This is a genomic window from Vibrio sp. Isolate23 (genome assembly GCF_022398095.1).
Lineage (GTDB): Bacteria > Pseudomonadota > Gammaproteobacteria > Enterobacterales > Vibrionaceae > Vibrio > Vibrio coralliilyticus_A.
Genome location: NZ_JAKEUV010000001.1, coordinates 391,759 through 412,536 on the forward strand (window position 1 = coordinate 391,759; position 20,778 = coordinate 412,536).

21 protein-coding genes are annotated in these 20,778 nt (G+C 44.1%); 9 read left to right on the forward strand and 12 right to left on the reverse strand.

All coding sequences use genetic code 11. The features are described 5' to 3' along the window. Positions 1-24 precede the first annotated feature (24 nt). A complete protein-coding gene (locus L1D31_RS01745; protein WP_239835374.1) occupies positions 25-1,428 on the reverse strand; it encodes a UDP-glucose/GDP-mannose dehydrogenase family protein in 1,404 nt (467 codons plus the stop codon). Positions 1,429-1,480: 52 nt separating this feature from the next. Continuing rightward, positions 1,481-3,745 (reverse strand): ATP-binding protein, encoded by a 2,265-nt coding sequence (locus L1D31_RS01750; RefSeq protein ID WP_239835375.1) that lies wholly within the window; start codon positions 3,743-3,745, stop codon positions 1,481-1,483. A 306-nt stretch (positions 3,746-4,051) separates the two neighbouring features. Between L1D31_RS01750 and L1D31_RS01755 the strand changes: the two genes are divergently transcribed. Next, positions 4,052-4,600, forward strand: coding sequence for a hypothetical protein (locus tag L1D31_RS01755; protein ID WP_239835376.1), 549 nt, complete (start codon positions 4,052-4,054; stop codon positions 4,598-4,600). A gap of 34 nt (positions 4,601-4,634) precedes the next feature. Here the strand turns inward: L1D31_RS01755 and L1D31_RS01760 are convergent, their stop codons facing one another. The 3 genes from L1D31_RS01760 to L1D31_RS01770 form a co-directional block, all read right to left on the reverse strand. Next, positions 4,635-5,417, reverse strand: a complete 783-nt coding sequence (locus L1D31_RS01760) for a transporter substrate-binding domain-containing protein (RefSeq protein ID WP_239835377.1) — start codon at positions 5,415-5,417, stop codon at positions 4,635-4,637. 72 nt (positions 5,418-5,489) lie between these two features. Then, positions 5,490-5,765 (reverse strand): hypothetical protein, encoded by a 276-nt coding sequence (locus L1D31_RS01765; protein ID WP_239835378.1) that lies wholly within the window; start codon positions 5,763-5,765, stop codon positions 5,490-5,492. Between the two features lie 65 nt (positions 5,766-5,830). Further along, positions 5,831-6,742 carry a DMT family transporter gene (locus tag L1D31_RS01770; RefSeq protein ID WP_239835379.1) on the reverse strand — a complete coding sequence of 304 codons (912 nt, stop codon included), beginning with the start codon at positions 6,740-6,742 and terminating at the stop codon, positions 5,831-5,833. Positions 6,743-6,828: 86 nt separating this feature from the next. Between L1D31_RS01770 and L1D31_RS01775 the strand changes: the two genes are divergently transcribed. The 7 genes from L1D31_RS01775 to L1D31_RS01805 all read left to right on the forward strand — a co-directional run bounded on the left by L1D31_RS01775 (position 6,829) and on the right by L1D31_RS01805 (position 10,807). After that, positions 6,829-8,289 (forward strand): PLP-dependent aminotransferase family protein, encoded by a 1,461-nt coding sequence (locus tag L1D31_RS01775; RefSeq protein ID WP_239835380.1) that lies wholly within the window; start codon positions 6,829-6,831, stop codon positions 8,287-8,289. A 76-nt stretch (positions 8,290-8,365) separates the two neighbouring features. Beyond that, positions 8,366-8,914, forward strand: coding sequence for a DUF924 family protein (locus L1D31_RS01780; RefSeq protein WP_239835381.1), 549 nt, complete (start codon positions 8,366-8,368; stop codon positions 8,912-8,914). 163 nt (positions 8,915-9,077) lie between these two features. Then, positions 9,078-9,485, forward strand: a complete 408-nt coding sequence (locus L1D31_RS01785; RefSeq protein WP_239835382.1) for a VOC family protein — start codon at positions 9,078-9,080, stop codon at positions 9,483-9,485. 119 nt (positions 9,486-9,604) lie between these two features. Next, a complete protein-coding gene (locus tag L1D31_RS01790) occupies positions 9,605-9,901 on the forward strand; it encodes a Dabb family protein (RefSeq protein WP_239835383.1) in 297 nt (98 codons plus the stop codon). Positions 9,902-9,905: 4 nt separating this feature from the next. After that, the gene (locus L1D31_RS01795) at positions 9,906-10,220 is read left to right on the forward strand and encodes a cupin domain-containing protein (RefSeq protein ID WP_239835384.1); all 315 of its coding nucleotides are present in this window, start codon (positions 9,906-9,908) and stop codon (positions 10,218-10,220) included. A gap of 2 nt (positions 10,221-10,222) precedes the next feature. Beyond that, positions 10,223-10,483, forward strand: a complete 261-nt coding sequence (locus L1D31_RS01800) for a Rho-binding antiterminator (protein WP_239835385.1) — start codon at positions 10,223-10,225, stop codon at positions 10,481-10,483. A 72-nt stretch (positions 10,484-10,555) separates the two neighbouring features. Next, positions 10,556-10,807, forward strand: coding sequence for a DUF2999 family protein (locus tag L1D31_RS01805; RefSeq protein ID WP_239835386.1), 252 nt, complete (start codon positions 10,556-10,558; stop codon positions 10,805-10,807). 106 nt (positions 10,808-10,913) lie between these two features. Here the strand turns inward: L1D31_RS01805 and L1D31_RS01810 are convergent, their stop codons facing one another. Both L1D31_RS01810 and L1D31_RS01815 read right to left on the reverse strand, forming a co-directional pair. Next, the gene (locus L1D31_RS01810) at positions 10,914-12,728 is read right to left on the reverse strand and encodes a M4 family metallopeptidase (protein ID WP_239835387.1); all 1,815 of its coding nucleotides are present in this window, start codon (positions 12,726-12,728) and stop codon (positions 10,914-10,916) included. A 392-nt stretch (positions 12,729-13,120) separates the two neighbouring features. Continuing rightward, positions 13,121-13,696: a malate synthase gene (locus tag L1D31_RS01815; RefSeq protein ID WP_006960573.1), complete on the reverse strand. Its 576-nt coding sequence runs from the start codon at positions 13,694-13,696 to the stop codon at positions 13,121-13,123. A gap of 161 nt (positions 13,697-13,857) precedes the next feature. On the opposite strand from L1D31_RS01815, the gene L1D31_RS01820 reads away from it, so the two are divergent. Further along, positions 13,858-15,387: a DUF3612 domain-containing protein gene (locus L1D31_RS01820; protein ID WP_095664237.1), complete on the forward strand. Its 1,530-nt coding sequence runs from the start codon at positions 13,858-13,860 to the stop codon at positions 15,385-15,387. A 284-nt stretch (positions 15,388-15,671) separates the two neighbouring features. Here L1D31_RS01820 and gntR read toward each other — a convergent pair whose 3' ends face one another. The 5 genes from gntR to L1D31_RS01845 all read right to left on the reverse strand — a co-directional run bounded on the left by gntR (position 15,672) and on the right by L1D31_RS01845 (position 20,730). Then, the gene (gene gntR / locus L1D31_RS01825) at positions 15,672-16,673 is read right to left on the reverse strand and encodes a gluconate operon transcriptional repressor GntR (protein WP_239835388.1); all 1,002 of its coding nucleotides are present in this window, start codon (positions 16,671-16,673) and stop codon (positions 15,672-15,674) included. 115 nt (positions 16,674-16,788) lie between these two features. Further along, on the reverse strand, positions 16,789-18,282 hold the full coding sequence (gndA, locus tag L1D31_RS01830) for an NADP-dependent phosphogluconate dehydrogenase (protein ID WP_239835389.1): 1,494 nt from the start codon (positions 18,280-18,282) through the stop codon (positions 16,789-16,791). Next, positions 18,279-18,779, reverse strand: a complete 501-nt coding sequence (locus tag L1D31_RS01835) for a gluconokinase (protein ID WP_239835390.1) — start codon at positions 18,777-18,779, stop codon at positions 18,279-18,281. Before L1D31_RS01835 ends, gndA begins: the two co-directional genes overlap by 4 nt. 84 nt (positions 18,780-18,863) lie before the next feature. Further along, the gene (locus tag L1D31_RS01840) at positions 18,864-20,180 is read right to left on the reverse strand and encodes a TRAP transporter large permease subunit (RefSeq protein WP_239835391.1); all 1,317 of its coding nucleotides are present in this window, start codon (positions 20,178-20,180) and stop codon (positions 18,864-18,866) included. Then, positions 20,173-20,730 (reverse strand): TRAP transporter small permease subunit, encoded by a 558-nt coding sequence (locus L1D31_RS01845; protein WP_019274236.1) that lies wholly within the window; start codon positions 20,728-20,730, stop codon positions 20,173-20,175. The genes L1D31_RS01840 and L1D31_RS01845 overlap by 8 nt, the downstream gene beginning before the upstream one ends. Positions 20,731-20,778: the final 48 nt, after the last annotated feature.

Here is a 20,778-nt window from a genome sequence, read left to right on the forward strand (position 1 = left end):
GGAATACCCCCCTTCTATCATTGGCTACGCAGGACGACCTATAGAGTAATATTGAATCCCTCGACTCGAAAGGCGTTCTGGCTCATACAGGTTTCGGCCATCAAAGATCACTGCTTGATTAAGCACCTGTTTAATGAAATCGAAGTCCGGCGCTTTAAAATTCTGCCATTCGGTGCAAATGATAAGCCCATCAGCCCCACTCAAAGCCGCTTCTTTGGTTCCCATCAAGCTCAAATCTGAGCGAGTTCTATAAATTCGTTGCGCCTCTTCCATTGCTTTGGGATCAAAAGCTTGAATCTTGGCGCCCGCTTCCCATAATGATTCCATCAAAACACGGCTAGGCGCTTCACGCATATCATTGGTACGCGGCTTAAAAGCCAGCCCCCACAAGGCGAATGTCTTGTTGCGTAGATATTCTCTACCACCAAAATGGGCCTGCACTAAATCAAACAACTTGCGTTTCTGATAGAAATTCACATTCTCTACAGCTTTTAGAATCTCACTACTGTAACCAAAGCTTTCAGAGGTTTTGATCAATGCCTGAATGTCTTTCGGGAAACATGAACCGCCATAACCACAACCAGGGTAAATAAAGTGATAGCCGATACGCTCATCACTCCCTATCCCTTTGCGAACATCCTCGATGTTAGCCCCCACACGCTCAGCAATGTTAGCCATTTCATTCATAAAACTTATTTTGGTCGCAAGGAGACTATTTGCCGCGTATTTCGTTAGTTCAGCCGACTTTACATCCATAAAAATCAGCTTCTCATGATTGCGATTAAAAGGGGCATAGAGCTCCCGCATCATATCCTTAAGGAGCAGATACCGAGGATGATGTTTATCCAAACCAATAATAATTCTATCTGGACGCATACAATCCGTCACTGCACTGCCTTCCTTGAGAAACTCCGGATTAGACAGGACCGCAATGTCCAGCTTTTCTATGCCGCGACGGCTCAGTTGCTGCTGGATTTCACACTCTACAGCCTGTGCAGTTCCAACAGGAACCGTGGACTTATTGATGATAATTTTATCGGTGTTGATGTAACACCCTATCTGCGAGGCTACTGCTAACACATGGCTGAGATCCGCCGAGCCATCTTCATCTTGAGGGGTGCCGACGGCAATGAAAATAACATCAGCCAGAGCAAGCGCTTCTTCAGCGTCAGTCATGAAAGTGAGTCGGTCTGCCGATACATTTTCTTCAACTAACTTTTCTAACCCCGGTTCATATATTGGAATGACGCCTTTTCTAAGCTGTTCAACACGATCTTCATCCACATCAATACAGAAAACGTTATGACCGGCCTCACTTAAGACTGCGGCCTGAACTAAGCCAACATAACCGCTACCAAAAATTGCTACTTTCATCATCACACCAATGTTTATCACACTGATATTCAGTTTGTTGAGCAAACGTGACATGACGCTTAAGGTTTTGCGGCAGTATTTTTACAGTTGATGATAGTTCGTTGACTCACTGAGTAGCAGACAGAGGATCCAGAGACAGGGCAATCCGAGTGCCTTTATTCACTTCACTTTGAACATTAATCGCACCCGCTAATTTTTGTGTACAAATGTTATAAACCATGTGTAGACCGAGTCCAGTCCCTCCTCTAGCTCTCAACGTAGTAAAGAAAGGTTGGAAGATTTTCTTTTGATTTTCGGGTGTGATCCCAACGCCATTGTCTTCAATTACAATATTAATTTTGCCATTGATTTCTTTGGCATTAACGATGATAACCCGCTCATGACTGAGCCCTTCACCATTAAAGCCATGAAGTGCACTGTTGTTGAGTAGCTCTTCAATCACACACTGAAGTGATATCGGTGGCAAAAAGACCTGAAGTGACTCGTCACATTGTATATCGACGTCAATGGATTTATCCAAGAGTGTCTCATTCACATGGAGTACTGCATCGATAATCATCTGCTTTAAATCGACCAGTTTTGGTTCCTCTGTGGTCATTTTTTGGTTGATCTGTTTCAGCTTGCTGACCAAATCGACCGAACGTTCAACATTATTCACAACCATTTCAACACACTCATTCGCCACAGTCAGGAACCGATTCAAATCCTCCGTCGTGATGGTTTTTTGAATAAACTTCTTGGCCACTTCATCAAGTTGCTCACTGAGTACCGAAAGGCTTGTGACTGAAATACCCAACGGCGTATTGAGCTCGTGAGCAACACCCACAACCATTCCTGTCAAAGCAGACATTTTCTCCGCTTCCATCAGCTGGTCTTGAGTGCGCTTAAACTTCTCAATCAGCGTCTGAATAGAGTGTTCACTGGTTTCAATTTGCATCGCCTGATTTTCGATTTCATCTTCGACTTCATCTATTAAAGAGCGTAAGCTGACGATCATCGAATGAAGTGAATTAGCCATGACATCTTTATCGCTACTTGGAACCACGGCAACATCATCAAGATTTCCTTTTGCTACGTGGTGTAAAACTTCAATATTCGCTTCCAGTCTGTCCATCAAGCGATTAAAGGAAATGGCAACATCTCCAGCTTCCGTACCAAACTCAACAGGGACACGCTTAGAGTAATCACCATCTCGGCTAATGTCTTCAATCACTCTTAAGGTCTCCAGCCAACTCATTTGAACCCCGTGTTCAGTGACATTCAAACCCAACTGTTCATCTTCAGGAGAGACTCTATCAAGATGGAAGCATTTCAATAGCCGGAAGCATAAATAGGAATTCGCACCAGCCCAAAGCAAAATGGCCAATAGACCAATAACTTGCACCGCCACATCCCACAATAGATCACCATTTTGAGTTAGGCTCAATGAGTACCCTGTATAAAGGACACCTAACATCCCACAGAAAAGGTGGACAGGAATAGCACCAACGGGATCGTCAATACGCAAGGCGACAAGTATTCTTTCTCCGTAATAAACGGTGAAGGATGCCAATATTCCGAGCAGAACCACCTCGAAAGTACTTAAGATATTTGCGCCTGCTGTCACGATGACTAAACCGCCTAAAACACTATTCAAAGTAACAAAAACAGGGACATGCTGAGACCGGTGAACAAGCATAAGCGTAACAAACCCTGCAACGGCCCCGCATAGCAGGGTGTTAAACAGTACCACTGGCACACGGGCGTCAAACTGGTAGAAACTTCCTCCATTGAACCCTAACCATGCAAATACCATAAGAAATACGCCTATTGTGACTAACGTATGGTTATAGGATGGGATTTCATTGACTTGTTGAGGGCTAATAAACCGGTCTTTACGAGGGCCAATGATCATAGTACCGACTAAACCAATCATTCCACCCACAACGTGAACAGTAGCACCGCCAGCAAAGTCCTGAAAACCTAATGTATAAAGCCAAGAGTTTGGATTCCACGTCCAATACGACACTACCGGATAAGTGAGAATACCTATAAACGCAGAAGCATAAATGTAGCCGCGAAAACTCATCCGCTCCGCAACACAACCAGAGACAATAGTGGCCGCTGTTGCAACAAACATCAGATTAAACATCACAACAGGTAAATCATCAGCCGCAAGTGGGAAAGTATCGAATGACAGTAGTGAGCGACCTTGAGCTAGATGAAAACCGACCAGCACATAAACCACAGACACAACCAAGAAGTCAGCCATGTTCTTCATTGCGACATTAACAGAGTTTTTCGCACGAACACAGCCTGTTTCTATCAGAGTAAAACCAGCTTGCATGAAAAAAGCGATACACGTACAAACTAGCAACCACAGAAGAGACATAAAGTCTGTCCCAGCCATACTTACCTTTAGAGTTATATTCCCTACTTACCAGTAAGCGTAGCGTAGTCGATGACGTTCCACACTGATACCTAAGAGTTATAATTTTCAAAACGCACATTTAAGCCGTAACAGGTCTTTACCAAAAATTGACCAATAAAGTGTGGCAGCCTGTTTAAGATTTCACTAAACTATCGCTGTTGTGGGTGCGTACCTCATCTCACTCTTCCCTATTTCGAAGCTCCACTCAGTTGATTTACCTTTGAAATAGGCTTTCTCATAAACTAGAAGCAATTAGTGTATTCATTTATGGACCAAGATAAGTTTACTCATATCTATCGTTTGCCGACCGCGACTCAAATTCGCATAGCCAAATGGCAGCAAACATTTAATGGCACTTCGGATTTGGTGCTACATCAGGCGATAGAAACACGGAATAAGCAATATCGTAAGCCTAATTTTTTTCCGACAGGCTGGAGTGTAAGTCTGTTCAACAAAGAAGACATTTCAATTACCAATCATGGCAAGTATATCCAGACAGCGATGAGAACCATGGTGGACAGGAAAGTTTCCTACAAACGTATTTATTTAACACGTATGCCTATCGAAGAAGCCGAGCCTGCATTACTCCAATTTAAACTCGAATGGATTTCTAAACATAACCACGTGGCACGCAAATACAATCAAATTAAGAAAAAGGAATTTCTACGCTACGCTCGTGAAGAGGAAGAAACATTATATCCGTCCATCCCTAAAGGCGGCTTCGATAAAGCACTTTGGAACCGATTGGTCAAATCAGAGCTTGGCCCGGAAAAGAAATTCGACAATCCGTATTTCGTAAAAAAAGCTAAAGTCTAAAATCTCAAAATGCAGCTAAATAGCTGCATTTTTGTTATTCATATTTTTCCATAATTTCTCGATACAAAGACTGACCAGACTCTCCCTTAGTGCTTTTGAGCATATCCATACCCTTCTGCAACTTAGCAATGACTTCTGGTTTTACATCTACATTAAATGCGAAATAGACCTGCCCCTCTCTGACCACATACACTGACTCAAAGAGATCAGGATCCACATTTGCCTGCTTAGCCCACCATATGGCTGCACGATGCGCATATACGAAAAGATCAATCCGCTTTTTCATCAGTTGTTCTGCTAAGGTGGTGACATAATTGGCTTCTTGCATCGAATTTCTAGGTAGCCCCATGGCTAGCAATGTCTGCTCCCCAATATCATCCCTAATAACGCCAATGCGATAATTCGCCATATCCATCGGTTTATCAATGGTAATACCGGCGTCTTTACGAGCCATCACGACAATCTGTATCTCTGCTATTGGTCCAACCCAATGAAATAAAGGCTCTCGATGCTCGGAGCGAGTGGTAGAAAATAACACTGAATCATCCCGTGTTAGGACAGTTCGATAGGAACGAGCCCAAGGCTGTAAAGTCACTTGTGACAACTCAACTTCTTCGCCTACCATTTTGCTTGCTGCACGCAGAATTTCGACCGCATATCCTGTAATCTGATCATTTTCAATATAGTTTGCAGGAGGATAAGATTCGGTGAAATAAGAAAGCTCGCGTAGGTCATCTGTTGAGCCGGAGACAGAGACCGAAGAAAAGAATATTGACCATGCAATAATTAGTGACTGAAGAGAAATTATTCGCTTCATGACAAACTTCCCGCTAGTGAGTACTTTATAAATTTAGTCCACCAAATGGGAGTTCTAAAGAAAATAGAGCAATTAAAGTAAGCCGCTACGCTTCAACCCCCGACGAACGCCAGTACACATTTTGCCGAAACGACGAATTTCATCGAATTGAGGAATAATACCTCGGGCTATCGCAGACTCCCAATAACACAGTTCGGAGTCTAGCAACTCCAACAATTTTTTAGGGCAACCCACACAATTCCCCTTTGAGCCGCAAATAAATGTCTCTGGAGCGTAAATGGGTAGTTCCAGCTTCACTTGTTCTATGATAGCAAGCATAGCACTCACTCTATCTGGCTTTTGATTCATAGCTTGTCATGGTGGTCATTCTGAAACAGGCATTATAAAGTTCGAGAAAGGGCTGCCAATACCCACTAAGAATTACTGGTTGCAATATTTGAACGCGGCTTACTCGGGCATTGATGTTTGGGCACTTTAACAACGAGATAAACAGCGAGAGCTGCTAGCGCAAACCCTAACATGGCCAAGCGATCAAACGACTCATCAAAAATGAACCATGCTTGTATTGCCGTCATCGGTGGTACAAGGTAAAACACCGATGCAACCTTTGAAGATGCGCCATTTTCCACCATATAGAGCAACAGTAATATGGCGACGCAAGAGAGTACGACCACCAACCATCCTAACGTTAGAATGAATTCAAGCGTCCAGTTAACCTGCATAGTTTCAAAGCTCATCGCATAAGGCAGAAATACACATCCCGCTGCTAAATACTGAATCAAAGCGCTACCCACCATATCGACACCTTGACAGAAACGCTTCTGATAAAGAGTGCCTAGCGTAATACCAACTAAAGAGAGAATACACAAGCCAATTGCCACCACCTTATGGGTTTCATCTTGCCATTGGGTTTTGCCTATCAGTACAAGGCTAATACCAACGAACCCCAAGGCTAAACCAAACCACTGCGAAAGCTTGAAGTACTCCCGCTGGAAGACGACCAGTAATACCGCAGTTAATATGGGTTGTATTCCTACTAACAATGAACTCAAACCAGCCGGCATACCGAGTTTTATTGCTATATAAGTGCCACCCAAATAAAAACCATGAATCAAAACACCGACCATACAGCTGTGCCAGAATAACTTTCCCTTCGGTATGGACCGTCGAAGCAAGGTAACCAGTAACCAAAAGAATCCAACATTTGCCAACATACGTAGCGTCAATAATGTCGCCGGTTCTGCGTACTGCAAGCCAAATCTTGCTCCAACAAAACCCGATGCCCAAAGCACGACAAATACAAACGGGATCAACTTCACCAACATGTGATTTCCTCTGGCTCTTACACTCTAATTAGCGCTACTTTAATAAGGGACAGAAAATACAAAAAGACACAGATTAGGCATTTTAAATGGGTACAGACTTTCAAGCCGACAAGAAATTCACGCAAGTAGAACAGCATATACGGCTGGCAATTAGCAAAGGTGTATATCAACCCGATGACAAGCTTCCCTCTATCCGACAGTTGGGTGCAGATCTCAATGTCAGCAAAAATACCGTGATTCGTGCTTATCAGGAGATGGAAGCCGCTGAACTCATTTATGCTGTGCCAAAGTCTGGTTATCGTGTTAAAGCCGTGCGCTCAACGCAAACACAGCGACACCAACCGCAATCAGTCGACTTACTGTCCGTTTCCAGAGAGATACTTAGCTATCCGGAGGAAAAAGAGCTTCTATCAACGGGCTCAGCTCATCCAAACATTAACGCGCCAGCGATCAAAACACTTTATGCCGAAATCGGTCGCCACAGCCGAATACAGAGCCATATGCCCAGCCACTATCAATTACCGCCGGGCAACAAAAAACTGATTAAACAACTGTCTAGAATAAGCCGCGACCTCGGAGTAGAAACCAGCTTGGATGACATTGCCATTACGCACGGTGCCCAGCAAGCTATCAGCCTTGCTCTGCGAGCCTTGACTAAGCCCGGAGATATTGTAGCTGTAGAGTCTCCCTGCTATTTTGGCAACTTACTTTTAATGGAATCTCTTGGGTTGCAAGTCGTTGAAGTTCCAAGCTGTATCCGCCGCGGAATGGAGCCACAAGCGTTAGCCAATGCAATACAAGAATGGCCTATCGCAGTGATTCTTATCACACCCAACTTTGCTAACCCAACTGGCTCTCGGATCCCAGAAGAAAGACGATTAGAGCTACTCAAAGTTTCTCGGGATATTCCAATTATCGAGGACGATGTGTTTGGCGCACTTACCTTCGATGATGGAATCCCCCCTTTAAAGACACTCGATACTCAAGATCGTGTCATCTACGTAAATTCACTATCGAAAGTATTAGATTCTCGCTTGCGAATTGGCTGGATTCTTGCGGGCCAATATCACTCTGCAATTGAGAAGTATCTGATCTGCGATAACATGGGTAGCCTTAATTTGATGCAATCCGCGGTAGGCGAATTTCTCTCTAGTGGTAAATATCGCCAGCACATTAATAAAATGAAACGCATCTATCAACACAACACACGGCGTTTCAGCCAGCAGCTTATAGAGGCATTAAATCAATACTCTGAACTGAAAAACCACTATCATCTTTCCCAGCCTCAAGGTTCTTTTCTAGTTTGGTTGACTTTGCCAAAGTCGGTAAACAGTTTTGAGCTTTATCAGCAATGTAAGAAGCACCGAATCAGCATCTTACCCGGCACGGTCTTTGCCACGGAAGGTCAGTTTAGCCATTGCGTTCGCTTAAGCTGCGCTAATTTTGAAGATAACTCAGAATGGCAGCGAGGTCTCGAACTTTTCGCAAAGCTGGTCTATCAACAGTTCACCCGTCACAGTGAAAAAGAAACAGCAATAAACCTCTGATCAAACATTTAAATTTAGTTATCTCTCTCGTATATTGAAACGACATACAAGCCTATCCATCACAAGGACAAACACTATGACTCCAATCACCGCAGAGGAAGTACTGTCATTTTGGTTTGAGGAATTAGAGCCAAAAGATTGGTTCATTAGTAGTGAAACTATAGACAATAAGATTCAACAACGCTTCGGCGATCTTATAACGCGTGCAGCCCAATGCGAACTGTACAGCTGGCGAACCAATGCTTTAGGTCGCCTAGCTGAAGTAATAGTACTCGACCAATTTTCACGTAATATTTACCGAGGGACTCCGAGTGCTTTCGCGCAAGATCCTCTTGCTCTTTCATTAGCACAAGAAGCTATCGCTTTAGGAAAAGACGCTGAATTAACGCCCCAGCAGCGCGCTTTTCTTTACATGCCTTTCATGCACAGTGAATCTGCCTTAATCCACGAACGTGCGGTGGAATTATTTAAAGCGCCAGGAATGGAAAACAACTACGAGTTCGAAATCAAGCATAAAGTCATCATTGACCGATTTGGCCGCTACCCACATCGAAATAAAATACTAGGTCGCGAAAGTACTGAAGAAGAAATTGAGTTTCTAACTCAGCCAGACTCTAGCTTTTGATCCTATTGGTTTTTCAACTTGCATTTTGCCCATCACAGCGCTTAATGATGGGCAGTAAAGCCCTTTTTTATAAAGCAAGTCATTAACAGGGCTCTATTTTCTGACCAGCTTAATTTGTGTTAGCGTATGACTGATTATTCTGATTGCTATGGAGTAGCCAAATATGATTGAAGTGAAAGGATTAGATCACGTCGTCCTACGAACAAACAAGATTAAAGATATGCTCCACTTCTACCAAGATATCTTTCATTGCCCTATTGAACGGGAACTTCCAGAACTGGGCCTAACACAGCTCCGAGCTGGCGATGCCCTCATAGATCTTGTTCGTGTTGATAGTGAGCTGGGTAAACTAGGAGGCAAGGCCCCCAGCCAGAATGGCCGCAATGTCGATCACTTCTGCTTACAAATTGCCCCGTTCGAAGAAGATGAACTGCTGAGCTACCTCGATCAATGTGGCCTAAATTACGAACCGTTTGCCGAGCGCTATGGGGCACAAGGCTTCAGTCGTTCAATCTATGTCTATGACCCAGAAGGCAATGTGGTCGAGCTCAAGGCAAAACTAACGCCATAGCAGTATAGAATAACGACTATGCTCCAATCACCAAACTAACTTTCAGTTTTGCCATTTTGCTAATCGCAAAGTGGCAAACTCGTCAAAAAATATAGAGCACACTTACTTCAGGAATAATCATGATCAGACATATTCTTCTCATTCAGTTTAAACCCGATACTACACCACAACAGGTGGAGGATCTGAAGACATCTTTCCTATCTATGACAACCAAAGTCGAAGGTGTCGATAGCGTAGAGTGGGGGCTCAACGACAGCCCAGAAGGAAAAAACAAGCATTACACACACTGTGTAATGATGACATTTTCTGATGAAGATGGTCGCAACCATTACTTGCCACATCCTGAACATGAGGCTTTGAAAGACATCTTCAGACCTATCCTAGAAGACATTGTTGTATTTGATTACACGGTATAGCGCGATGAACCTTCTGCAATCCATCCCTGAAGATTTATCTCAAGAAGTGTTTGAAGATCTGTTGTCTGGAAGTAGCTTTCGTCTGGAGCGTATCGTCTCAAAGGGGCAAAGTTCCGAGCAAGGTTTTTGGTATGATCAAGACGAACATGAATGGGTCATCGTACTAACAGGCTATGCTCGTCTTCAGTATCAAACGGGGGAAGAAATCGAGTTGAAAGCCGGTGACCATCTCAAGATTCCGGCCCATACTAAGCATAGAGTCAGCTATACCACGCCAGACGAAGAAACGATCTGGCTTGCCATCTTTTATAAGGACTGAGCATGATCTCTTGTAACCAATACGATTACATCGAAATAGCTTGTCTCTACCATATCCCTGTTCGGTTGGTAATGGAGTCAGGCCAGATTGTTGAAGGAAAAGCGAAAACCACTAGCTACGATGAACACCGCAGAGAGTGTATCGTTATAGTATCCTCTACAGGTACAGGCGATCGTCAAGTACCTACTGAAAGTTTGGTATCCATGACAGCTCTCATAGAGAACCCACATTTCACAGAGGTAATATTCACTCAAGTCAGTTAGCTGACTCTACAACGCCAACCGGCTTGATGTTAAACTGCCCTTCTATTCAATTAGTGGTTAAAAGGTATTTCGATGAACCCAATTTTAGAGACGCTGAAAGAGAACAATATCAGCGACGAGCAAATCAACGAACTGTTTCAGACATTGACCCAAAACCCTCTAGCAGCCATGGCCACCCTCAGCCAACTTGGTCTACCACAAGAGAAGCTACAGCTTCTTATGGGACAAGTAATGCAAAACCCTGCTCTCATCAAAGAAGCCGTTGAAGAGCTTGGGTTAGACTTCTCTAAAGTCGAAGAAGCAAAAGCAAAACTTCAGAACTAGACTAAGACTAAATAGTCGGCTTCATGTTCTCGGTTTATGGGAACAAAGCCTAAATAAAAACAAAGGGCCTGCAATCGCAGGCCCTTTCACTTAAGAAGTTGTGTTTTTAATCTAATCTTAATGTCACGCCTGAGTAGCTAGAGTAGCCTCTTAGCATTACATGGTAAGTCGTACCCGGTGTTGCTGATAAGCTACACTGTTCGCTGTTACCGTAACGGTATGGGCGACAGTCATAGTTGCCAGTTGTAGGTTGACTACCTGCTTTAACATAAAGGTCCGCATCACCAGTACCACCAGAGATAGAAACAACAACACTTGACGTAGAATCTACCGTAAACGTATAAAACGTTTCAGAAGAACTAGAGCCTGATAGGTTAGTCACTGGAGTGCCTTTTACCAGAACGTTTGGAGACGGTGTACCACAAGATGCGTTTACGCCTACTGTAGTAAATGCCTCTTCAACATCAGACACGTTGTAACCCATATCGGCTGCTGCTTTTGCTACACCACATGCACCTGCGTCGAATGTGCTGTTCGCCGTCCAGTAAAGCTGGTTAGCCAATGTAAAGATCTCAAAACCTTTACGTACGTCCCAACCCGCTTTGTTCGCCAACAAGTAGAATGCTCGGTTATACACACCACTTGAATAGTGAACATTTAGGCCATCGTAGTACTGAGAAGCGTGGTCGATAGAGCGACCGTCTTTTGATGGCAGATCGAAGTAACGTAGACCACCTTCAGACTTAAAAATGTCCGCACCTACAATCCAGTCAACCGAGCCTTTCATGTAGAATTCCGCTGCTTCACCTGCGATATCAGAGAAAGCTTCGTTCATACCACCTGACATGTTGGAATACACTAACCCTGAGTTTTGCTCTGTAAAACCGTGGCTCACTTCGTGTGCACTTACGTTAATATCAACCAGCGGGTAGAATGTGTTCTTGCCATCACCAAATGTCATGGATGAACCATTCCAGAAAGCATTTTCGTAGTCAGTTCCATAATGAACACGCATGGTCAACTGGAAAGTTAACGGCGATGTATTCATCCAGTCTTGGTACATATCAAAAACAACTTTACCAAAGTAATGCGCATCATTGAGAGGCGAATACGCACCATTCACATATTTGTGGTCGTTGTAGTTGGTATCATCACTACATGGGTAACTAAATGCTGAGCTGCCTGACTTACCGCCATTCAAGTCCACCGTTTTTACCGCTGGGGTCTTCATCGTACAGGTTGTACCTGTTTTATCGACAATAAAACCCGGATAGTCCGTACCGTAGTTGTATTGACCTGTCTTTTCGTTACCACCAGGGCCTGTACCTGTCGCTTGAGCGTGGTTTATGCCTTCCCAATGTTTCAGCACTTCGCCTGTTGTAGCATCAACCAAGTAGAATGGGCGTCTTGGTACCTTTGCCGCAACAAAAAAGTCTACCATGTAAACGACTTTTGCGGTTTGAGAGTCATCAAGCCACACCATCAGCTTCGATTGGGAGTTTTCGAACGGAGCATCAGAAGTCCCGAGAGAGTGCTTCTTAAATGCGTTTTTCGCTGCTGCGAGCGCTTGTTTCTCATCCAGAGTGGGGGCAACAGTTGCCAAGTCACCACTGATTCCCTGTGCCATGACGCCGTAAACTTCACTCTGGCTGCTTTTTGTCTGAGTAGCGACCACTGAGGTGTTGAACACCGGAAGACCCATGTGGGTTTGTTGATAACGAACCTTCACTTTACCATTCGGCAAAACAACTCGTTTCACTTCAGCGAAGCCGGTTTCCAATGGGACGACGCTGTTTGATTGAGCGTTTAATACTTGCTGTAGTAATGCATCATTTTCAACTTTAACCATCTCTGCGGCTGTTGCTGGTAGGCTAGCTCCTAATCCAGCAGCAATCAGATAAAGCATTTGACGTTGTTTCATTTTACTTTCCTGTTATTGGTATAAAATCCTTCTCCCCAACGGCTCAATAGGAAGTATCTCTGCGATAAATCGCACCAATAACATGAGTGATAGCCACACATTCAAGCAAGTTACATACAGAAAAATAATTCATTAGGTGGCAACAAAAATCCACATTAATTACTCATTAAAATTTTAATTAAAGAAAATTCGATCAGAAAGTGACCATAAAAACAAACAGATAGCAACTAATGATAATTTTATGCAATCAAAATAGGACATATTTTTATCATTAGTGACACGTGATGTTCAGTCACTTTTTTCCTTTTCATTTCATAAATTTACAGAACATCAGATATAATAAAGGCCCTACACGCTGTAGAGCCTTAATGACATAACAAATTGTAGTTAGATTAGCGACTTAGTGTGTAGCAGCACTCCAAGTCATAGTCGTCACCATTCTTTGCCGTATACTCTTTTGCTTCAGTACATGCACGTGGTTTGCCTTTCTCATCCCCTTTCACCAAGCTGATCCAATGGCGCATCGCGGAAATTTCACTGCTTTCCTGAGGAAACATAGTGCAGGTCTCTAATTGGATGTCATCAATTTCAACCAACTCTACACAGCCTGTGCCTTTATGATTGCCGAATGTCAGTTCAACATGGCTTCCTGTACCATCTCTAAACAAGATAGATTCAGGGTCTTCTTTCTCACCAGTGTAAGCAACAAAGTGTTTAGAGTGCTTCAAACCACTGTGACTACCATCTTTGAAATAAGCCATTACATGGCGATAGTCGATAACATATGCAGTAACGTCTTTATGTGATCCACTCTCAAGTGGAAATAAACGATCTAGCAGTTGTTTTGCTTTTACTTGCTTCTCGGTGGTTTGATTTGAATTCATCTTTTCTACCGCGAAGACTGCTTCAGCGATAAATGGCTTGTCTTGTTTTTGGATTTCTGTTTTATCGAAAGTAAGCATATTCATAGTGTTTCCCTCGCGGATATTTCACAACTTTTCTGTCCTAGAGCAAATATTTCAAACTTGCGTTTAACTGTTTGCAGATTTGTGACTTTGCTTACTTTGTATACTAGTGAAATTTTGACTACAATTTCACAACAAAAATTTTACAATGTGAATTTTACAAAATGATGCTGTCAAAAAGTCTAATTCGTCAGTCCCACTTTTTAGGGACCAAGATTCGAAACCTACGTAAACGCAACCATTTAACCATGGAAGATCTCTCGGCTCGCTGTATACGGGTTAATCCAGAATACGCCCCTTCTGTCTCCTATCTATCAATGATTGAGCGTGGGAAGCGTGTCCCTAGTATCGATATGCTGGAAGTCATCGCTGAAGTCTTCCAAAAAGATCCGACTTGGTTTCTGGATGATGAACCTGAGCAGGCCGACATCACACCTGATAAAGGTAATAGAGGTGGCATTAGTGGAATGGCACTTGAACCAAGCTTCCTCTTCTCTAATGAGATTCTACAAATCGCTATTCCAGAAATGCTCTCTCAAACCGGTATTACTGGCCGCCAGTTTGCTCACTTATTGATCCGTGCCCATCAGGAAAGCAACCAAAACCACTTTCCTGATCTAGAACGTGCTGCGGAAGAAGTCGGATTGAAACGCCTTAATTTGTCTGCAGAAGATCTGATGGATATTGCTCGTAGTATGGGGCTAACAATACGCTGGGTGTCACGTCCACCGCAAGATATCGTCGATGAGCTTGGAGTCAGCGCAAAGCAGATCGTCACTTCTTTCTTTGAGCCACCCGGTTTTATCTATTTAAATGAGATTCTGAAACAATACCCGACTCGCTTGAAGTACGATTTGGCGGTCTACATCGGCCATTGTGTTCTGCATAGTAAAGAAGGATTAAAAAGTGTCTTGTCTGTTGGCCATGCCAATAGCTGGGAAGAACACAACCAAGCCGCCCCAACCTCAGACCTCAACTCTCAGGATATTTTACAAGCATGGCGAGATTTTGAATCGAGCTTTTTTGCTGGTGCTCTGTTATGTCCTAAGGTGCCTTTCCGCCAGTTGCTCGACCGTAGCGGCTACGAGATTGATGTACACCTCAAAGCAGGGGTCTCCCCTTCTGTAGCAATGCGCCGAATGACGGTGGTGTCACCTTATCCACATTGGCATTACTTTGATGCCTATGGGCAGAACAAGCTAAAAGCGGTTTATCGCGGTAATGGCATCCCGCTTCCTTGGGGAAACATGCGTAAGGTTAACGACCCTTGTCAGCACTGGGCGGTATTCCGAAGACTTTCTGAGCCTCAAAACGGCAGCTCAGCGCAAATCTCTATTCTCAATGTTGGTGACGAGCCAAGAATCTACTGCTGTGAGTCAGTCAACATGACAGACCCTGCGGGCAACAATCGAGTTCTCTGCGCGGGTATCGATTTGAACCCAGCGATAGATGCTCAAGGTGGTGATTCACGCAGTATCGCCGAAGAACTGAAATCTTTGTGTGTTGATAACGGCGGTAGTGCTTCGATTCCTCGCCATATCCAGAGAGAATTCACCACGATTGCCAAGATTCTCAATATTAACTGGATTGAGCGAGGTATTCAGACCGACGCAAGGGTGATCTGCTCCAGGGGCGCAGTGTGCCCTCGAAAACCAAGCTGCTATAACGGATGTCAGGAAAATGTATTGATGTGAGTTGTAAGGGCCTAAAAGAAAAAAAGCCAATCACAAGAATCGTGATTGGCTGTATATGAATGTGAACAAAAATAAGGTTCACTAACAACGTCAGTTGGCTAGGTGACCCTCGGCTTAATAAGGGTCACTTTCATTAAAGCATGAAGCGTGCCAACTTTAATTATCAATAAAAACCATTGTTTTTGTTCACTTCTGCATCAGATGCATGAAAACCATACGCATAATCCATTTCTAAATTGCACTTGATTGCAAAATGCAAATATCAAATAAATGCATTTTGCAAATCACAGACTTTCTCCTAATTCGATTTGATATCCCAAATCAATACTCGCTTTCCAGCTTTCAACACCTTTAAGGCGTTGAATTAATTGCTGTGCAGCAACTTGGCCGATCTCTTCACGTGGCGTAATCACTGTCGCTAGTTTTGGCGTCATTGCCTGACTGATATCATGACCATGAAATCCAGCAATCGCCATTTGCTCTGGGATCTTTATTCCACGTCTCTGGCATTCAAACAAAGCACCAATAGCTAAATCGTCATTAGTACAGAAGATACCGTCTACCTCAGGGTGCTTTTGTAAAAGCTCACCTAATAGTTTAGCGCCCAAGGTAAAAGACGAAGCTTCCTCCGTCTGGAGAGTAACTGGTACTTTTCCCTGCTCTTGAAGTGCCAACTGATAACCGTCCATCTTTAATCGAGTCCGTTCATCCATCCGCGCAGCAAAGTACGCAATGTTCTCTCTTCCCTGCGCTAACATGGCTTTTGTCATGTCACGAGCCGCAAGCCTGTTGTCAAACCCAACAGCCTGCTCAATGCGAGGCGAGAATGAATCCATGATTTCCACCACAGGGATTGATGCGGTTTCCAGCATCTTGCGGGCCTTGTCGGTATGAACATTCTCTGAGAGGATAATGGCATCGACGTTATACGACAGCAGAGAAGCAATGCTCTTTTCTTCAAGCTCTTCACTGTAGCCGTAGTGTGCGATCATCGTTTGGTAACCTGCTGGTGTGGTCACCGATTCAATACCACGTATCACTTCAGCAAAAACCTGGTTAGTTAAGGAAGGAACCAGCACACCGATAGCATTCGACTTCGCATTGGACAGAATATCCGGTGCGCGGTTGGGAATATATCCCAACTCTTCCACCGCCTGATTAACCTTTTCTTGTATTGCTTGAGAGACAAGAGAAGGGTCGCGTAAACAACGACTGACAGTCATTTTTGTCACCCCAACTTTATCTGCAATATCTTGCAACGTAGGGCGTTTTTTCTTATTGGCCATTGATGATGTTTCTTTCTGCTCTTAATGTTACTGGTAACATTTTACTCATAAAACAAAGCGAGTTTATTGTTTCAGATAACAAAAAAGCGCTCGCTTTGCAGCGAACGCTCTGTTTTTACACCGTGAGTTGCGTTTTTTTTGGCTCACTCCAAGTTAAATGAAACTTTTCATCTTCTGGTTTATCGACTCTAGAATAGGTATGCGATCCAAAGTAGTCTCGCTGAGCCTGAAGCAAATTCGCTGGTAAAACACCGCAACGGAGCGAATCGAAATAGCTCAATGCAGAAAAGATAGCTGGCACTGGTACGCCATGAATAGCCGCATTAGACACACTGCTTCGCCAGCCACACGATCTCAGCGCGATTTGCTCGATAAAAACATCGGCGAATAGAAGGTGTTCCAAATCAGGTTCATTTTGGTAGGCCTTGGTGATGTCCTGTAAAAAGATGGCGCGGATGATACACCCTGCTCGCCAAATTTTAGCAATATCACCAAAATCTAGATTCCAGCCTTCTTCAACAGAAGTTGTCTTCAGCAGGTCAAAACCCTGAGCGTATACTACGAGTTTGGCGCAGTATAATGCGTCGTGTAGTTCATCGAGCATAACTTGCTTGTCGAAGCCACCCGCAGGTCTGGTGTGCGTTTTTAGAACTGGTGCCGCATTCACTCTTAGTTCCTTTTGTGCACTTTGTGCTCGGGCAAATACCGCTTGAGCAATGGTCGGGGCAGGAGCGCCCATTTGTAGGCTGTTCACCGCCGTCCACAGACCAGTCCCCTTCTGGCCCGCTTTATCAAGCACCACATCAACAAACGGTTTTCCTGTTACTGGATCTTCTGTCTGCAATATCTCTGCGCTGATTTCCATCAAATAACTATTGAGGACGCCCTTGTTCCAACTTGAAAATACTGTACTGATTTCTCTAGCCGACATCTCAAGAACATCGGACATGAAGTGAAACGCTTCACAGATAAGCTGCATATCAGCGTATTCAATACCATTGTGAACCATTTTAACGTAGTGCCCAGCTCCCGCTGGCCCTAGGTAAGCTGCACATGATTCACCTTGTTCAAATTGTCCAACTGGCAGACCTTTTTCATCCACTTTGGCGGCAATCGCTTCCCATATCGGACGCACATATTCCCAAGCCGCTGGCTCACCACTGGCCATAAGAGCCGGTCCTGTTCGAGCCCCGACTTCACCGCCAGAAACCGCAGTACTAAAGAAACGCAATTTGCCTTGGTAGTGAGCCTCTCGGCGCTCAGAATCCGTCCAAAGGCTGTTGCCGGTATCAATCACAATATCTTCGCTATCGATACCAGCAATGAGTAAATCATCAATCACCTTATCAACAATCTCTCCGGCTGGAACAGACAAGGCCATCACACGTGGTTTTTCCAAAGTCTTCAGTAACTCAGAGAGATTAGACGCAGCAACAAATTGACCTTTGCTGGCAATGCATGAAACGAGATCCGCTTCGGAAACAGCCCGTTGACGGTTAGCTTCATCAATATCAAACCCAGTGACATTAAAGCCATGGTCAAGTAGATTCAACGCAAGGCTTTTCCCCATCACACCAAGGCCAATCATCGCTATGTTTGACTGGCTCATAACGCTCGCTCCTTCAGCGCAATAAGCGCTGATTCGACTACGGTATCGACATCCGACGCAATATCGATAAACAAAGCTTCATCGTCGCTTGGTTCAACTAAGGCTTCAAACTGACTTTTGAGCATCGCTTCGCCATTAAAATAATGGTTAGTACGTTGCTTATGTCGAGACCATATAGTATCGAAGTCACCTTTCAAATAGACGATAGCCAGTTGTTCATTGTTACGACGAAGAATATCTCTGTAAGCTGGTTTGAGTGCAGAGCAGGCAATCACTGCAGCATCATTCTCTACGTAAATTCGGTTCAGCGTTTCTAACCAGCCGAGACGGTCGCAATCATCCAGTGGAATTCCTTGCGCCATTTTCTCCACATTGGCTTTTGGGTGGTAATCATCACCATCATAAAAAGGCAGAGATAACTTATCGCCAATCTCTTTACCAATCAGGCTTTTACCACAACCCGAAACGCCCATTACTAATATTTTTTTCACTTTCATTGGGTAATACTATCCTTAGCCTTCCAATTATCAGAAGGCTGTGAATACCAATTTCAATACTTTACTAATTCAAATGCTTTGCGGTTATTTCCACCACATAGCAAGATCTGGGAACATAATCACTAGGCTTAATACGAAGATCTGTAGGCCAATAAATGGCAATAGTGAGCTGAAGATTTCCCCTAAACTGATGTCTTTTGGTGCAACGGACTTAAGATAGAATGCTGCTGGCCCAAACGGTGGTGATAAGAATGAAACCTGCATATTGAGACAGAACACCACACCAAACCAAACTGGGTCATAACCTAAACTGCTAATAATCGGCACAAAAATCGGCATAGTCAGCAGTGCAACGCCAACCCAGTCAAGGAACATACCAAGAACCAGTAGAACTACCATCATGATCAACAGTGTCGCGAGAGGGCTACCGCCACTCAGGCCAAGAATGACTTCTTCAACAAAGTCGATACCGCCCATTAAGTTGTAGATTCCAACTAATGCGCTCGCACCAATACCAATCCACATGATCATGCCGCAAGTGCGCATAGTTGCGATTGCACTCTCTTTGAGCATGTTGATATTCATTTCACCACGAATGATTGCTGAAATCATAATACCCACTACGCCCAGAGCAGAAGCTTCAGTTACAGAGGCGACACCGGTGTAAATGCTCCCAAGGACAACTGCTACAGACAACAGCGGGAAAAACAGAGCCTTGAAGTAGATAACTTGCCTTTCATCTTCTTCATCACCATCACTTGGAATAGGAGCTAATGAAGGATTGAGCTTACAGCGAATTAATACGTAAGCGATGTAACAGCCAGCCAGAATAAACGCAGGTAAGAAAGAAGCCTTGAACAAATCACCGATTGATACACTCGCGGTCATACCATAGATAATCAAAACAATACTTGGTGGCAGCATAGTGCCCAGTGCGCCGCCTGCACAGGTGGTACCAATCGCTAATTTTCGATCGTAACCAAGACGTAGCATCTGCGGCAGAGCAAGAATACCAAGCAGGACCGTTTCTCCACCAATCACGCCTGACATTGAAGCTAGAAGAACCGCCACCAGCAAGGTTTGTACAGCGACACCACCGCGTACTTTATGGCCGACAGATTTCATCGCGTCAAACAAGTCTCTGGCAATGCCTGATCGATCAAGCAGCGCAGCCATGAGAACAAACATAGGCACAGCAAGGAACACATAACCTGAGGCAAAACTGTAAGTGCGACTCGCGATCAAAGGCAGTGCATCTGGTCCGAACCAGCAAAGAGTGAAGAAAATGGCGACAAAGCCTGTGACAAAGGCCAACTGCATACCTGTGAGCAGCAAGGCAATCATCATCACCAGCATGAGTACACTACCCCATGCAATGCCAATAGAAGATAAATCAAACATCGTTATTCTTCCTTAGCCCCATAACTTCCTGAATGAGGTGTAAGACAAACTGGATAACAAGAATACAAAGGACGACAAAAATCAGGCCCTTGAGTAAAGCTGGGTAAGGTGCATTCAGTACAGAACCCGATGTTTCAAGGCGAAGCTCACCCCACGGGGCATACCAAGATTCTTTCGCCATCGCAAAAGACGCGTAAGCCAGCATGCCAGCAAATGCCAGCCCCACGAGATGGTGAACAATATTGAGGTATTTACGTGTCTGTTCGGACACAGAATCGTAAATTAATACCACTCGCACATGCTTATTAGCAGCAAAGGCATAGATACCTCCAACAATAAACAGTGAACCACCAATGAAGGACGCCGTTTCGTGAACCCAAGTTGTTGGCGCGTTAAAGGCATAACGCATCAGAACTTCATAAAACGAGATAAATACTGTGAAGATGAATAACCAGCTGAGCAAATTACTGATTTTTATAATGGCTCTGTCGAGAAAGTTTCTCGGTTGCTCATCCTGCTGTTGAGGTGGATGTGGGACGTTGTCATTCATACCAATCAATTCCAAAAAGAAGGAGGGCTACGCCCTCCTGAGAGAAGC

Bases quoted from the DNA above. Each gene is read 5' to 3' on its own strand.
- L1D31_RS01820 (WP_095664237.1), top strand. From the start codon at position 13,858: ATGATGCTGTCAAAAAGTCTAATTCGTCAGTCCCACTTTTTAGGGACC.
- L1D31_RS01840 (WP_239835391.1), bottom strand. From the start codon at position 20,180: ATGTTTGATTTATCTTCTATTGGCATTGCATGGGGTAGTGTACTCATG.
- L1D31_RS01765 (WP_239835378.1), bottom strand. From the start codon at position 5,765: ATGAATCAAAAGCCAGATAGAGTGAGTGCTATGCTTGCTATCATAGAA.
- L1D31_RS01805 (WP_239835386.1), top strand. From the start codon at position 10,556: ATGAACCCAATTTTAGAGACGCTGAAAGAGAACAATATCAGCGACGAG.
- L1D31_RS01790 (WP_239835383.1), top strand. From the start codon at position 9,605: ATGATCAGACATATTCTTCTCATTCAGTTTAAACCCGATACTACACCA.
- L1D31_RS01815 (WP_006960573.1), bottom strand. From the start codon at position 13,696: ATGAATATGCTTACTTTCGATAAAACAGAAATCCAAAAACAAGACAAG.
- gndA (WP_239835389.1), bottom strand. From the start codon at position 18,282: ATGAGCCAGTCAAACATAGCGATGATTGGCCTTGGTGTGATGGGGAAA.
- L1D31_RS01755 (WP_239835376.1), top strand. From the start codon at position 4,052: ATGGACCAAGATAAGTTTACTCATATCTATCGTTTGCCGACCGCGACT.
- gntR (WP_239835388.1), bottom strand. From the start codon at position 16,673: ATGGCCAATAAGAAAAAACGCCCTACGTTGCAAGATATTGCAGATAAA.
- L1D31_RS01810 (WP_239835387.1), bottom strand. From the start codon at position 12,728: ATGAAACAACGTCAAATGCTTTATCTGATTGCTGCTGGATTAGGAGCT.
- L1D31_RS01745 (WP_239835374.1), bottom strand. From the start codon at position 1,428: ATGTCACGTTTGCTCAACAAACTGAATATCAGTGTGATAAACATTGGT.
- L1D31_RS01845 (WP_019274236.1), bottom strand. From the start codon at position 20,730: ATGAATGACAACGTCCCACATCCACCTCAACAGCAGGATGAGCAACCG.
- L1D31_RS01795 (WP_239835384.1), top strand. From the start codon at position 9,906: ATGAACCTTCTGCAATCCATCCCTGAAGATTTATCTCAAGAAGTGTTT.
- L1D31_RS01800 (WP_239835385.1), top strand. From the start codon at position 10,223: ATGATCTCTTGTAACCAATACGATTACATCGAAATAGCTTGTCTCTAC.
- L1D31_RS01770 (WP_239835379.1), bottom strand. From the start codon at position 6,742: ATGTTGGTGAAGTTGATCCCGTTTGTATTTGTCGTGCTTTGGGCATCG.
- L1D31_RS01775 (WP_239835380.1), top strand. From the start codon at position 6,829: ATGGGTACAGACTTTCAAGCCGACAAGAAATTCACGCAAGTAGAACAG.
- L1D31_RS01780 (WP_239835381.1), top strand. From the start codon at position 8,366: ATGACTCCAATCACCGCAGAGGAAGTACTGTCATTTTGGTTTGAGGAA.
- L1D31_RS01785 (WP_239835382.1), top strand. From the start codon at position 9,078: ATGATTGAAGTGAAAGGATTAGATCACGTCGTCCTACGAACAAACAAG.
- L1D31_RS01750 (WP_239835375.1), bottom strand. From the start codon at position 3,745: ATGTCTCTTCTGTGGTTGCTAGTTTGTACGTGTATCGCTTTTTTCATG.
- L1D31_RS01835 (WP_239835390.1), bottom strand. From the start codon at position 18,779: ATGAAAGTGAAAAAAATATTAGTAATGGGCGTTTCGGGTTGTGGTAAA.
- L1D31_RS01760 (WP_239835377.1), bottom strand. From the start codon at position 5,417: ATGAAGCGAATAATTTCTCTTCAGTCACTAATTATTGCATGGTCAATA.